This is a genomic window from Algibacter sp. L1A34 (genome assembly GCF_009796805.1).
GTDB lineage: Bacteria > Bacteroidota > Bacteroidia > Flavobacteriales > Flavobacteriaceae > Algibacter.
The window spans coordinates 188262-203726 of record NZ_CP047029.1 but is presented as its reverse complement, the minus strand read 5'-3'; the positions used below and the strand labels follow the sequence as shown (position 1 = coordinate 203726).

Annotated in this window: 9 protein-coding genes; 5 read left to right on the top strand and 4 right to left on the bottom strand. The window is 31.9% G+C overall.

The genetic code is table 11. The features are described 5' to 3' along the window. Nucleotides 1–21: 21 nt before the first annotated feature. On the bottom strand, nt 22–1464 hold the full coding sequence (locus tag GQR97_RS00780) for a circularly permuted type 2 ATP-grasp protein (protein ID WP_158844115.1): 1443 nt from the start codon (nt 1462–1464) through the stop codon (nt 22–24). A gap of 360 nt (nt 1465–1824) precedes the next feature. Here GQR97_RS00780 and GQR97_RS00775 point away from each other — a divergent pair, with 360 nt between their 5' ends. The 3 genes from GQR97_RS00775 (at nt 1825) to GQR97_RS00765 (ending at nt 5056) form a co-directional block, all read left to right on the top strand. Continuing rightward, the gene (locus tag GQR97_RS00775) at nt 1825–2418 is read left to right on the top strand and encodes a SprT-like domain-containing protein (RefSeq protein ID WP_158844113.1); all 594 of its coding nucleotides are present in this window, start codon (nt 1825–1827) and stop codon (nt 2416–2418) included. A 78-nt stretch (nt 2419–2496) separates the two neighbouring features. Then, nucleotides 2497–3567, top strand: a complete 1071-nt coding sequence (locus GQR97_RS00770; RefSeq protein WP_158844111.1) for a mannose-1-phosphate guanylyltransferase — start codon at nt 2497–2499, stop codon at nt 3565–3567. A gap of 31 nt (nt 3568–3598) precedes the next feature. Beyond that, complete coding sequence (locus tag GQR97_RS00765; RefSeq protein ID WP_158844109.1) at nt 3599–5056, top strand: DUF389 domain-containing protein; 1458 nt, start codon at nt 3599–3601, stop codon at nt 5054–5056. 45 nt (nt 5057–5101) lie between these two features. On the opposite strand, the gene GQR97_RS00760 is transcribed toward GQR97_RS00765, so the two are convergent. Together GQR97_RS00760 and GQR97_RS00755 are read right to left on the bottom strand one after the other, a co-directional pair. Next, the gene (locus tag GQR97_RS00760) at nt 5102–5869 is read right to left on the bottom strand and encodes an ABC transporter ATP-binding protein (RefSeq protein WP_158844107.1); all 768 of its coding nucleotides are present in this window, start codon (nt 5867–5869) and stop codon (nt 5102–5104) included. Further along, complete coding sequence (locus tag GQR97_RS00755; RefSeq protein ID WP_158844105.1) at nt 5866–6606, bottom strand: MlaE family ABC transporter permease; 741 nt, start codon at nt 6604–6606, stop codon at nt 5866–5868. The genes GQR97_RS00760 and GQR97_RS00755 overlap by 4 nt, the downstream gene beginning before the upstream one ends. Nucleotides 6607–6711: 105 nt before the next feature. Between GQR97_RS00755 and pafA the strand changes: the two genes are divergently transcribed. Both pafA and GQR97_RS00745 read left to right on the top strand, forming a co-directional pair. Then, nucleotides 6712–8349, top strand: coding sequence for an alkaline phosphatase PafA (gene pafA / locus GQR97_RS00750; RefSeq protein WP_158844103.1), 1638 nt, complete (start codon nt 6712–6714; stop codon nt 8347–8349). Next, complete coding sequence (locus GQR97_RS00745) at nt 8349–9158, top strand: DNA/RNA non-specific endonuclease (protein WP_158844101.1); 810 nt, start codon at nt 8349–8351, stop codon at nt 9156–9158. Before pafA ends, GQR97_RS00745 begins: the two co-directional genes overlap by 1 nt. Nucleotides 9159–9252: 94 nt before the next feature. Here the strand turns inward: GQR97_RS00745 and GQR97_RS00740 are convergent, their stop codons facing one another. Then, nucleotides 9253–15348, bottom strand: a complete 6096-nt coding sequence (locus GQR97_RS00740) for an alpha-2-macroglobulin family protein (RefSeq protein ID WP_158844099.1) — start codon at nt 15346–15348, stop codon at nt 9253–9255. Between the last annotated feature and the right edge of the window lie 117 nt (nt 15349–15465).

Below are 15465 nucleotides of genomic sequence, written 5' to 3'. Positions count from 1 at the left end.
ACATGTTTATTTTTTATGAAATTATTCTAAAATCCAAGTGTCTTTACTTCCTCCTCCTTGTGAGCTGTTAACTACTAAGGAGCCTTTTTTTAGTGCCACTCGTGTTAACCCTCCAGGACAAATATCTATACCATCGCGTCCAGAAAGAGCAAAAGGTCTTAAATCTATACATCTCGGCGATAATTTGCCGTCTATGTAACACGGTGCAGTTGATAGTCTTAAAATAGGTTGTGCTATAAAGTTTTCTGGTTTTTTACTAACGTTATCTAAGTAATCTTTAATTTCGTCATCGGAAGCTTCATGGCCCATAAGCATGCCATAACCGCCACTACCATCGGTTTTTTTGATAACCATTTCTTTTACGTTTTTTGTAACATACGCAAGTTCATCTGGTCTTCCTAATTGGTAGGTTTCAATATTTTTTAGAATAGGTTCTTCGTCTAAATAATACTTAATCATGTCTGGGACATAAATGTAAACGGCTTTATCATCGGCAATTCCTGTTCCTGGTGCATTTACAATATTTACGTTTCCTTTTCTGTATGCTGCCATAATTCCAGCAACACCTAAAACACTTTTTTCATTAAATTCTAGCGGGTCTAAATAATCATCGTCCACACGTCTATAGATAACATCAACTTGTTTTAATCCGTTGGTTGTTTTCATGTAAACAAAATGGTTTTTAACAACCAAATCGCTACCTTCAACCAATTCAATACCCATTAATCTAGCTAGAGTAGTATGCTCGTAATACGCGGAATTATAGATTCCCGGAGTAAGTAGAACAATGTTTGGATTTGTTATTTTTGAAAGTTCTTTAAGTTTTTTATATAATAAGTTTGGATAGTCAGATACCGATCTAACATTGTTTTTTGGTAAAATACCAGGAAACAAACGTTTTGAGATCTCTCTGTTTTCTAGCATATAACTCACTCCTGAAGGTGTTCTTAAATTATCTTCAAGAACGTAAAACTCTCCATCATTATTTCTAATTAAATCAACACCAGAAATATGAACATAAACATCATGCGGTACTTTTACACCTTTCATTTCGCGTAAAAAACTAGGACAAGAATAAATTAGTTCACCAGGGATTATACCATCTTTTATAATAAACTGCTCATTATAAATATCTTTAATAAAGAGATTTAATGCTTTAAGGCGCTGTTTAATACCTGCTTCTATTTTTTGCCATTCGTCAGCCGTTATAATTCTTGGAACAATATCGAACGGAAATATTTTTTCAATACCTTCATTGTCGTTATACACCGTAAAAGTAACACCTTGACTCATAAAGAGCTGTTTAGCAAGGTCCTCTTTCGTTGTAAGCTTTTCAGGCGATGTGTTTTCTAAATATTTAATAAAACCTTCATATTGCTTCCTGAATTCGGCATTGTCGTTATACATTTCGTCCCAAGTACTAGCAAGTTTCTCATAATGTGAGAATAGGTTATTGTCTTTCATAAGCTCCAAGTGTTATGCTCAAATATAAGTATTTGTTGAAAAATAATTAATGTTTTGTGAATTTAAGTAAATAAAGCATATGGTTTATTAATATTTGTTAAAAAAAATATAGTTTTTTAACTGTAATTGTTTTTTTATGATGATTTATTTACGAGTTAAATAATTTTAAAAAAATATAAGTTAGCCAATATTTATGAATTATTAGCAATCTTTATAAGATTTAAAGCAATCTTAATATATAGGAAACACTAAAAATATATTTTATGATTCGTCAGATTTTTAATAATAGTTTTTCAAGTTTTTATTTTTTTTCTCTTAAAAAATAAGTGTGTTGTTTCAACAATTATTATTTTTGTCTTAATGCAGAACCTACTCAAAAATTATATTCCGAGCAATTCTTTAGTTCAAGTTTTAAATCTTTTAGCACATGATAACCTTTCTGTTAAAATAAAAAACGAACGTAAAACGCGCCATGGAGATTATATGCAATTGCCAAACGGAAAACATCAAATAACAATAAATTCGAATTTAAATGAATACCGGTTTTTAATAACGCTTATTCATGAAATAGCCCATTTTGAAACCTATAAAGCTTATGGTAAATATATAAAACCCCATGGTTTAGAGTGGAAGCACACTTTTCAGCATTTAATGTTACCATTTTTAAACCCAAATATTTTCCCAAATAATCTATTGCCACTTTTAGCGCAGCATTTTAAAAATCCAAAAGCCTCTAGTGATACAGATATTAAATTAGCGTTTGCTTTAAAGCAATTTGACGAGCCAAACGATAAAACTTATGTGTTTGAAATACCCTTAGGAGTAACCTTTAAATTATATAATGGTCGCGTATTTAAAATGGGACAAAAACGGGTAAAACGATTTGAGTGTGTTGAAATTAAAACAGGAAGGTTATATTTGTTTAATCCAAATGCAGAGGTTGAACTAATTTAATTTCTAAAAAAAGAAATAAAGTAATAATATTAATAAGCTAGAATTTCATTTGAGTTTCTAGCACAAATAAAGTAGAAAATGAATAAAAATTATTATGCCATATTGATGGCAGGCGGAGTTGGATCTAGGTTTTGGCCTGTTAGTACAAGTGATTTTCCAAAACAATTTCACGATATGCTCGGAACTGGTGATACACTTATTCAAAAAACATTTCAGCGTCTATCACGATTAATTCCTAAGGAAAACATATACATATTAACAAACGAGCGCTATAACGATTTGGTTTTAGAACAGCTTCCAGAAGTAACTCAAAAACAAGTAGTTTTAGAGCCAGCCATGAGAAATACAGCACCTTGTATTTTATATGCATCTTTAAAAATTCAAAAAGAGAATCCGGATGCTTTAATGATTGTAGCTCCAAGTGATCACTGGATTGAAGATGAACAAACGTTTTCAAAAAATGTAGAAGAAGCTTTTAATTATTGCTCAGAAAATGATGCGTTAATGACGTTAGGAATTCAACCTACATTTCCAAATACAGGTTTTGGTTATATTGAATTCGATAAAGATTCAACTAAAGTTATTAAACCAGTAAATCAATTTAGAGAAAAACCAGATTATGAAACGGCCAAAGCATTTATTGCCCAAGGTAATTTTTTATGGAACGCAGGTATTTTTATGTGGAGTGCAAAGAGTGTTTTAAAAGCATTTAAAAATAATCAGCCAGAATTATATCAGTTATTTGAATCTGGAATTCCAGTTTATAATACCGAATTGGAAGAGGATTTTATAAAGGAAAATTACCCGAAAGCAGAAAACGTATCGGTAGATTATGCTATCATGGAGAAATCTAAAAATGTTTACGTGATAGGGGCAGAATTTGATTGGAACGATTTAGGAACTTGGGGAAGTTTATACGATAAACTTGATAAGGATGAGGATGATAATGCTATTTTAAATTCTAAAAGTTTAGTAGAAAATGCTAAAGGTAATATGATAAGAACTAAACTTGGTAAAAAGGTGATTATCGATGGTTTGGACAACTATATAATAGTGGATAATGATGATGCTTTATTAATTTACCCTAAAAGTAAAGAACAAGATATAAAACTAGTTTTAAAAAGGCTTAACGAAAAGCATGGCAACTAAAATTTAAAAGTTTTTTGCAAATTAATAAACCATGGAAGAACATAAATTCAATTTTTCTGAAGAAGAGATTCAAGCAAAAAAAAATCAAGATGTTGAGGAATCTAAAAAAGCTGTAAAGAAAGACGCAGAAGGATTATTTAAGAGCATTAAGGTATTTTTTAAAGAATTGTTAGATTTCCGTGAAGATACAGACCGGGATGCAACAATTGAAGCTATTAAAGCCGATATTCCTTTTAAGGGCGCTACGGCATGGATTTTAATTTGTTCTATTTTTGTCGCTTCTATTGGGTTAAATGCCGATTCAACCGCTGTTGTAATTGGAGCCATGTTAATTTCTCCTCTTATGGGGCCTATTTTGGGAATAGGTTTATCCATTGCCATAAACGATATTGATACCTTAAAAAAATCGTTAATAAACCTAGCAACCATGATTGTGCTAAGTTTATTAACGGCATTTTTGTTTTTTAAGTTTTTCCCGTTAGGAAATCAAGAAACTTCAGAATTATTAGGTCGTGTAAAACCCGATATTCGTGATGTACTTATTGCTTTTTTTGGTGGTTTGGCGTTAATTATTGCGCGTACTAAAAAAGGAACCATTGCTTCGGTAATCTTTGGTGTTGCTATTGCTACAGCATTAATGCCACCTTTGTGTACAGCTGGTTATGGCTTAGCTCATGGTAATTTTACCTACTTTTTAGGAGCCATGAATTTGTTTACCATCAATACTATTTTTATTGCTTTGGCAACATTTCTTGTACTTAAAGTATTAAGGTTTCCTATGCTTAAATATGCTAATTCTGCCAAAAGAAGACGAACGGCTAGATTTGCGTTGTTGGTAGCGTTGGTTGTCATGATTTATCCAACCATAACTTTTTTAAGAGTATTGAAGAGTAGTGGTTATGAGAATGATTACAACAATTTTATTTCAAATGAAATTAAAATGAATCGAGAATTATGGTTTCAAAATGGAACATTAGATTCAAACGAAAAAAAGATAACACTTTATTTTAATGGTGAAATAACGGATGCAACAGAATCCGATTTGAGAAATGAAGTTAAAAGTTACTCAAAAATTAGTGATTTTGAATTAGTGATTTTTGGTAATAAAAATAGAAGTTTTGATAAAATATCTGATGCTTACGATAGAGCTATTGAGGATTTAGATGAAAAAGATCATGTTATTTCTAGTTTAAGAGCAGAAATTGATGTGATACGAGAAGAACTTCGTGTTGTAAATGCAGAGAAAAACACGGTGTCTTTTACTAATCTTTCGCGCGATGCAAAAGTTAGGTTCAACGATTTACAGTATTTTAGTTACGCAAAAACTCTTGAATCTAAAGATTTTATAAATACAGATACTTTAGATGTTGCTACTGTAAAGTGGAGCGAATCACTAAATGATAGCTTGGTAATTATAAAAGAAAAACAACTTGGAGATTGGTTAAAACAAGAGCTTAAAACAAAGGTTGTAATTATAAAACGAAATTAATTAATATTAACTGTTTTTAGAAGTAGAATAGGATGATTACAATTTTCAACTATTCTCTTCTAAGTACATTTTACGAACTTTTTTAAATAAGTTTGATGAATACACAAAATCGGTAACTACCTCGTTATCGGTTCTAAAAATGTTATCCTTAGAGCCTTCCCAAGCTTTTAAACCATCTTTTAAAAATACGATTTTTTCACCAATTTCCATAACCGAATTCATATCATGCGAATTTATTACGGTTGTTATTTGGTATTCATCTGTAATTTCTTGAATTAAATTATCAATTACAATAGCTGTCTTTGGGTCTAATCCCGAGTTAGGTTCATCACAAAATAAATACCTAGGTTTGTTAACAATAGCACGAGCAATTGCGACACGTTTTTGCATACCGCCTGAAGCTTGACTTGGCATTTTTTTATGCGCATCATCTAGGTTTACACGTTTTAAAACAAAATCTACACGATCTTCCATTTCGCTTTTACTTTGTTTGGTAAACATTTGTAGTGGGAACATAACGTTCTCGGCAATTGTCATAGAATCAAACAAGGCGCTTCCTTGAAAGACCATACCAATTTTTGCGCGCATATTTCGCTTTTCATCCTCTGTAAGTTGAGCAAATATTTGGCCATCGTAGGCAATACAGCCTTCTTCATAATCAAATAAACCCAATAAACATTTTAAAAATACGGTTTTACCCGATCCACTTTGCCCAATAATAAGGTTGGTTTTTCCTTTTTCAAAAGTGGTGGAAATCCCTTTTAAAATATGCGCGTCTCCAAACGATTTATGTAAATCTTTGACTTCAATCATGAGCTTAACAGCATTTGGGTTAGTAAATAATTTAAAAGAATTATGGCAACACTAGTCCAAACAAACGATGTGGTACTTGCTTTTCCAACTTCCAAAGCACCACCTTTCATATAATATCCATGAAAAGAAGGAATCGTTGCTAGTAAAAAAGCAAACACAAACGTTTTTATAAAAGCATAAGTAATATGAAACGGTATAAAATCCATTTGTATTCCAGTAGTATAATCTTCCAAGGAACTAAAACCTCCAAAAACGCAAGCTGCCATTCCACCAAGAATACCTAAAAACATAGCAATTGATATTAAAAAAGGATATAGCATTAAAGAAATAAACTTAGGAAAAACTAAGTAGTTTAATGAGTTTATACCCATAACTTCTAAGGCGTCGATTTGTTCGGTAACTCGCATGGTTCCAATGCTGGATGTAATAAAAGATCCTACTTTACCAGCCATAATTATCGAAATAAATGTTGGTGCAAATTCTAATATAATAGATTGTCTTGTTGCAAAGCCAACTAAATATTTTGGGATTAATGGATTATCAATATTTAAAGCCGTTTGTATGGTAACAACACCACCAACAAAAAAGGCAATAAAGGCAACAATGCCAAGCGATCCAATGATCAAGTCGTCAATATCTTTTAATATTAATTGCTTCATTACAGCCCATTTTGTTGGCTTGCGAAACATTTCGACAATCATTAAAAAATAAGCTCCTATATTATGTAGGTACGTCATATCTAAATTTGAAGTGCTAAAGTAAAAAAAGTTACTCGGATTTAACGATTATTTTAAATTAACATGTTTTTAAAATATGTATTTTTGAGCCTTAAACCTATTATAATGAATAAAAACATTTTTCTTTTAGCTGTAGTCCTTGTGTTGGGCTTGTCGACTAAAGCACAAAACAAATCTGATGAGTCTAATCCAAAACTAGTAGTTGGAATCGTGGTAGATCAAATGCGTTACGATTATTTAACAAGATTTGCTAATAGGTACGGCGAAGGAGGTTTTAAGCGTATGATGAATGAAGGCTTTAATTGTAAAAACAATCATTTTAATTATGTACCAACTTATACAGGTCCTGGTCACGCTTCAATCTATACTGGAACTACACCAAAATATCACGGTATTATTGCAAATAATTGGTTTGATAAGGAATTGAAAACTATGGTGTATTGCGCTCAAGACGATTCAATGGAATCCGTAGGCACCAAAACGGATGCGGGAAAAATGTCTTCGCAACGTATGAAAACAACAACATTTGCTGATGAAAATAGATTGTTCACGCAAATGCGAGGAAAAACTATCGGTATTTCAATTAAAGATCGTGGAGCCATTTTACCTGCAGGACATACAGCGAATGCTGCATATTGGTTTCAAGGAAAAAATGAAGGGAATTTTATTTCTAGTACATTTTATATGAATGAATTACCAAAATGGGTAACAAAATTTAATTCATCAGGTAGTGCAAAATCATATCTTAAAACATGGAATACTTTATATGATATTGATACTTATGCTGAAAGTGGAAATGATTTAAACGATTTTGAAGGCGGATTTAAAGGAAAAGAAACAGCAACATTTCCTTATGATTTAGATGAGTTAAAAAAGACAAACGGAGGTTATGATATTTTGAAAGCAACAGCTTATGGAAATAGTTTAATAGCAGATTTTGCCTTAGCAGCCCTAAAAGGCGAAGATTTAGGAAAAGATGAATTTACAGATGTTTTAACAGTTAGTTTTTCTAGTACCGATTATGTTGGTCATAATTTTGGTGTTAATTCTAAAGAAATTGAAGACACGTATTTACGTTTAGATAAAGATTTAGAGCGTTTCTTTAAAGGATTGGATGCAGAAGTTGGTAAAGGAAATTATACGGTATTTTTAACCGCAGATCACGGTGCTATTAATGTACCCGCTTATATGAAATCTAAAAAAATTCCAGCTGGATATTTGAATAATAAAGCGATGAGAACAAAGTTGGAAGCATTTATGAAAACAACTTTTAACTCTGGAGATTTAATTGAAAACATAAGTAACAATCAAATATTTTTGAACCGTGAAAAAATTAAAAGCTTAAACTTAAATTTAGAAGATGTTCAAGATGTTGTAGTTAATGAAATAATTAATTATACTAATGTTTATAAAGCATACACAGCAACAACAATGGGGAAAGCTTCATTTACTGTAGGGATTGAAAAATTACTTCAAAATGGATATAATCAAAAACGATCTGGTGATGTTTTAGTTCTTCAAGATCCGGCTTATATTTCCTACGGAAAAACGGGTTCTACACATGGTAGTGGTTTAAATTATGATACACATGTGCCTCTTTTATTCTTCGGAAAAGGTATAAAACATGGAAAAACAGTTAAGAAAACTGAAATTACAGATATTGCACCAACCATTTCAGCATTACTAGATATTAATGCCCCTAATTTTACAATTGGTGAACCTTTAGAATTTGTTTTAGAATAATGAATAAAAGGAAGTTATTATCTATCGCTGCCGCTATTATTCTTGTAGTAATTTATGGTTATGAGCATTTTTTAAATGAAGAAGAGAAAACCGAAATTATAACCGAAGGCAGGCAGTCTAAATCGGATACCAACGAGTATTTTTTACCAACAAGTACTACAGGGCAAATTGTGCATCATGATGGGTATTCACTTTCATATAGTGAGCCTTTTGAACAAGCAGAATGGGTGGCTTACGAGTTAAAGAAATCACACTTATCTAAAAACGATTTTAAACGACCGTATTTTGAAATTGATAAAGCGGTAAATACAGGAGCGGCAGATTGGCGTAATTATAAAAAATCGGGTTACGATCGTGGGCATCTTTGTCCTGCGGGAGATAGACGTTATACTAAAGAAGCTTACGATGAGACTTTTTTAACAAGTAATATTAGTCCGCAGAAACATGACTTTAACGCAGGAATTTGGAATACTCTAGAACAAAAAGTGCGTTATTGGGCAAGTAAATACAATGGTGTTTTTGTTGTTACTGGAGGTGTTTTAAAAGGGAACATGAAAACCATTGGTGACGAGCATGTTGCTGTTCCAAATAAGTTTTATAAAGTTTTAATCGATAATAATTCGGGTAAAACTAAAATGATAGCATTTTTAATGCCTAGCGTAGAGTCTAAACAACCTTTATATAAGTTTGTTGTATCTGTGGATGAAGTTGAAAAACTTACAGGAATTGATTTCTTTCCAGAGTTAGAAGATAGTTTAGAAAATAAATTAGAAGCTTCTAGTAGTTATAAGAACTGGAGTTTTAATTAAAGTGTTGAGTATTTGTTATAACAGAAATCTCATAAAATAAAAATCCCCTTCAAATTTAAAACTTGAAGGGGATTTTTATTTTTTATTAAGTTTCTTACTCTACCACAACTCGTACACCCTCACTATGGCTGCTAAATTCTGGAGCATACATACTTTGTATCGTTGTGATGCCATTGCTCATATTTCCGGCGTTATTGACGCGCAAATCATATTCAAAAACGTAAACACCTTTTGGTAAATAATCGAAAAAGAAGTTTGTACTAGCATCTTTAGTACTTTCATAATAGCCTAAGCCATCTTGCCATTTGTAAGTTGAGATTACGTTTATAGGTTCAAAACCGGCGGCACGCATATCTTTCATATGTATAAATTCCATCGCTCGGTCGCTTCTAAGTTCTATTCGAACACGAACTAAATCTCCAACTTTTAAATGTGTGTTTTTGTTAATTTTAGAAATTTCTTCACCAGTATCAGTATTCGTTTTTAAGAATAGTTTTTTATTCAATTTAAGAGGTGTTTCAGCAGAAGTAATTTTATCTAAATCTTCGAAATATTGCCAGTATAAACTACCCCAGGCAATACCTGCTCCTTTTTTAGAAATACTAACTTCTCCCATTTCCGGTTTAATTTCCGAAGTATTCCAAGATGTTTTATAGTAACCCGTTCCGGCTTCAACTTTAACATCTTCTAGTTTTGATGGTTCAATTTTTTGTCCGCCTAAAACAATGTCGACAGCATCGGTTACGCTTAACCAACCGCTACCTTGCAGTAATAAAGCATACACGGCATCGGTTGTAGATTTGGTGGTTTTCCAACGATTGGTTTGCTTGTTTTTAAGTAACCAGATTTTTAAATTATCAATTGTTTCTGTATCGTTTTCTATTTCAGAAAAGGCTTCAATTAATAAAGCCTGTGTTTCAATTGGTGCTTGATACCAAAACCATGAATTGGTGTTTGCTTTCCAATACATGCCTAATTCTTCCGAAGTAATACTCGTTTCTTTTAGCGATTTTATAATTTTGGAAGCCATAACGGGAGCATTATTTCTGTGAGAAATAAGGGACATTAGGCCTTTAGCATAAAGCGAGCGACTTAACCAATATTTCTCAATTTGTGTTCCATAATATTTGATAATTGTTTCAACTTCTTTAGATTTTTTAATGTTAGGGTAGAAGCTTCGCATGTATAAATAATGCAATTGTGTATAACTTAAATGGTCTAAGTTTAGATCCATGTTCTTATCATATTTTCTGATGTCATTATATTCCTGAACAAATTCATCATCTAAATAATTAATGGCTTTTAAAATCATTTCAGAAGTTTTTCCGCTAGGCTCTACAACAGAAAGTTGTTTTAAATGGCCAAAACCTGTAATAATATGTTGTGTAATGTATCGATTTTCGCGACCGCCTTTAAACCAAGCCCAAGCACCAGAATTCATTTGATTGACTTCTAGTTTATTAATAGCCGATTGCAACTCGTTATTCATTTTATTTAAATCGAATAATAAAGCAATACGTTTTTTCTGTTCAGTTTCGTTTTGCGCATCACGTAACCAAGGCGTTTCTTGAATTAGAATAGATTTTAAATCTTCATTTTTTTCTAAGTTAGAAAGTAAGGCATCGGTATTTCTCCATTGATTAAAAACGTCTTGAATTCTTGGGTTTGAGTTTGCAATGTGGCTCGCCAAAGCATTCGCATAATAACGGCTAAAAGTTTGCTCGTTACAATCGTATGGATATTCCATTAAGTAGGGTAGTGCTTGTACAGCATACCAAGCCGGGTTGGAGGTTACTTCTAAAGTTAGTTTATGGTTTTTTAAAGTGGTAGAATTATTGTTTTTCAACTTATCTAATGTGAATGTTTTAGTTTCATTGCTTCTTACCCACATTGGTAATGTTTCGGTAACCAACATACGGTTGCTTAATACTGGCAAAGCATTTTGTTCACCATCGCTATAATCTCCAGATTTTGCTGCAATTTTATATTGAACAGCTTGCACATTTTCTGGAATGGTTAAACTCCACGTTACTTGTGTGTTTCCTGCAGCATCGACTTTGAAGTTTTTGCGAGCATCAGCAATTCCTAAATCGGTATTAATATCTTTTCCTGTTAAAGCATCTGTTAAAAATAATTTAGCCTGACCAGAAAGTTCTTTTTCTGTAAGATTTGAAATTTTTGTGCTAATTGAAATTTTATCACCTTCACGTAAAAAGCGTGGCGCATTTGGTGTAATCATTAGTTCCTTTTGGGTAACTGTAGTTAATGTTTTTGTGGTGCTTTCTAATGTTTTTGTATGTGCTAGCAATTGCAATTTCCATTGGGTTAAAGCTTCGGGTGTATTGAAGCTGAAACTTATATTTCCATCTTCATCAGTTTTTAGCTGTGGAAAAAAGAAAGCCGTTTCTTGGAGGTTTTTACGGATTTGTACTGTGTCGAAATTTTCGTTTTTTTCTGAAAGAGTATCTGAATTTACTTCTGTTACAGCTCCTGTAATATCACTTTTCCTCTCAGTTCCATAGCCAACAATTACAGTGTCATCTAAATTAGACATTTCGCTTTCCATTACCATTTCGGGAGCAGGCATTTTTTCTCTATTTAATTGCACACCTGCAACACGGCCACTTAGTTTTTTAGCTACGCTTGCCATACCACGAATCATGATGTTCTGGTTTTGTCTACCAAAATTAAAACCAAACCAATCCAATTGGTCATAATATTGTTCAGGATATCTTGCATTTATGTAGTCATTATAAACTCTAAAATGACTCGTACCAAAACTTGTTTGCGCTCGACTATTATTTTGGGTGTAATATATTGGGTTTTGAATTGGGTTAAAATTCCAAGCATGTGGTTTAAACTGGTCTAGAGAAGCATCATACATACTCGCTAAAATCTCTGCACTTACTTTCTCACCTTGTGGACCTTTAATTTTAAATTGCCAATTTTCGTCTATTCCTGGTTGCAGTTTATCTCTAAAAGTTACCGTTTCAATTTCTAAATTAGATTTTGGGTATGGCACGGAAATCGCGACCGAACCCGATTGATAACTATTAAATGCAGCAAAGCTATAGTTTACAGTAAAACCGCCTAAGTCGTTTTTTGTAACAGGAATCGTTATGCTTTTTTTATTGTTATTAAGTTGAATAATTTCAGATTTAGTAATTTCTCCATCCTTTTCAATAGACACTGTAACGTTAATGTTTTCAGCTGCAGAAGCAAACGTTAATTTAGTTTTTTCTCCAATACTGTATTGATCTTTGTCTGTAGAAACACTAAATAATTGATGGTCTGCCAAAGTTTTATCAGAATAACTGAATAATGTTGTTTTAATTTCATCTTTTACAGGTTGTCTAAATTTATCTTCACTTTCTAAAGTAATTAAATATTGACCCGACTGCCATTTTTTAATAGTTCCTAACGGAATGGTTTTAGCCGTTTTAGTATTAAAGTCTTTTTGAAAAACTAAGTCACCCTTTTTCCAGTTTTTCGAATTGTCTTCATCTTGAAAAGCATCGTGTGGAAATAAGGTTTTAAATGCTTCTGAAGACATATCTTGATAATCGGGTGCTTCCCAAGGACGTGTTCTTAATACTGAATTTGGTGACTTCAGCTTATAAATTTTGATAGAACCTTTAGCATCAATAAATTCACCATTAAGGTTTTTTGTATCAATATTAATAAGATGATCTTTTTGAGTTTTATCTAAAACAGAATCAACACTCAAAGTCGCTATTAAGGCATGGTATCCAACATTGATAACCGTTGTTGCACTTCTAGTTTCTCCATTTAAATCTGTTACATCGGCTGTAATTTCATACTTAAAAACGGGTAAGCTCGATTTATCTATACTTTGATCTGGTTGTGCTTTAAATTTAATTTCAAATTCACCTTTATCATTGGTGGTTGTTTCTCCATGCGTTATTTCTTGTGGTTCGCTATTAAAATACGGACGATACCAATAATACCAGTTCGGGTATTGTACTTTTCGTTGTACACGATAAACCACCTTAGCATCGGTAATTGTAATGCCTGCGAAGGCTAAGGCTTTACCTTTAGCATTTATTAAATCGTTAATTTTATAAGTGTCTGTAACAGGGGTGAATTTAGTTTCAAACTTTGGACGCTTATATTCTTCAACCGAAAAATAAGCAGTGCTTCTTATGTCAATATTACCAGAACGGGATTTGATTTCTATAAAATAAGCGCCATTTAGACCGGAGTTTGGTAGAATGAATTCTCCAGAAACAGACCCAAAATCGTTTGTCTTTAATTGTAGTTCTTTTACTTTTTCGTGATTAGTATTATATAGAACAACTTCTACGTCTTGATTATCTAAAACTTCAGATTTGTTATCTTCTGTTTTCATGGCGATGCCTTTAAAATAAACCGTTTGAGCTGGTCTGTAAATGCTTCTGTCTGTAAATAAAAATGATTTGTATGTTACTTTTTCTTCATTTTGAGTATAGCTTCTATTAATGTAATATTCACCAAAGTAGGCCAAATCATTAGTGGTTTTAATCTTTAATCGCACATTACGATACCAATTATTCCTTTTCTTTTCAATTTTAAATTCTCCTAAACTGTTTGTAGTGAAATACTCGGTTTTTGTTTCTTTTGTATAGTTTACATTGTAGTTGAATTCAATTTCGGCATTGGCAATGGGAGCGCCATTATTTCGGTCAATACATTGAAAAATATTGTGTTGTGGTGTTTGCGTTTCAACTAAAGCTGTATTTGTAACTTGTATGTTGGTAAATGCGAAGTTTTTTTTGCTATTTTTTAAGGTTGATGCTACAATAATGTATTGGCCATTATCTAATTTTGGTACTAGTATTTCGGTGCTATGGTTTTGGTAATCTTTTTCATTTTTTAATGTGCTTTCCCAAGTTTTATAAGATGTTAATTTTTCAATAAACTCCCATTGATCTTCTTGATTATAAAGTGCGTTGAATTTCTCGAGCTGCTTATCACTTACTTTATAGGTTTTAAATTGAAGTTGATTTAAGTTTTTGTACCTAACTAAAATGCGAGTATCTTGTTGAACAGGTAAAAAACTTTCTGCAGTAATTTGAAGTTGAGCGCGTTCAATAATAGTTTTTAAAACCCTACATTTTTCAGCAGCTTTACTTTTTGAAAATTTAGAAATAACAGTATTACAAATTTTAATAGCTTCTTTAGCTTTCCAACGGTTAGTTTCTTTAGTTTTTGGTTGGTATTCTTGACTTTGCTGATTAAAAATTTGTGCAGTTTCAAAGGCATATAAACCAGATACTTCATGTGCTTTTAAGCGTTTGTTTTCATTTTCTAATGCATCTAGTAATAAGGCTTCATGATTATCAAAAGTAGCATGTTCATTTACAAATTTTAAGCGTTCTATATTTACATCAGCTAAAGCGAAAGGCGACGCATCTTTTAAATGAAATCGTATTAAATCTTTATAAATTTTTAAAGCGTTTAATTGAAGTGAAGTAGAATCTTTTGATGTTATTTTTAGTTCCGAAAATGGTTTGGCTTCGCTTAAATACGCTGTACTATCAATATCAAATTTGTACGCAGGCTTGGATATATGTGTTTCATTAGTTTTATAAAAATCTAAAGCACTGTGATTTAAAAAATCAAAAAGTGTTGGTCTATAAAGCTTGGATTCGATTTTATTATTTAATAAAGCGTCATATTGTTCTAAACCTTCTTGTTGTAGCATTAATCCGTTTTTTAACGAATTCTGAAAATGCAAATGTGTTTCATTAAAAAGTGTTTGTAAATCCCAAGTTCTAAAATCGTTGGTATCTACTTTTTCGCTAGTTTTAGTTCTGTTATAAAACTTCCACCGGTTTTGTTTAAAATATTGCCAATATAAATTTGCTAAAATATTCTCCAAAATGTTTTTAGTAGGAAATTCACTTTTGGAAATTTTAGATTTAAAATCACTTATAATATCGAGTTGAGCGTCCTCTTCTAAAACCATTGCAAACTTGCTTTTAAAAAGCATTGTTTTTATAGTTTGTGGATAGTTTTCGCTAGTTTTAGCAAGCTTTTCTATGTTTTCAACAACTTTTAATGCCGATTTAGGTAAACCTTCAGCTTCAAATTTATTAACTTCTTTCCATAACGTCTCGTAATCATGGTTTTGAGCTGAAGAAAAGTTTGAAAATAGTATAATCATTAAAATAGATATGGAATTTTTCATTACGCTAAATTTGTCTCAAAAATATAAACAAAAGCCGTTCCAAAAAGTACTAATTGGTAAACGGTTTCGTTCATTGAGTGAAGTTAACCATTTTTAGAGTAAAGTAGAAAGTTTAAC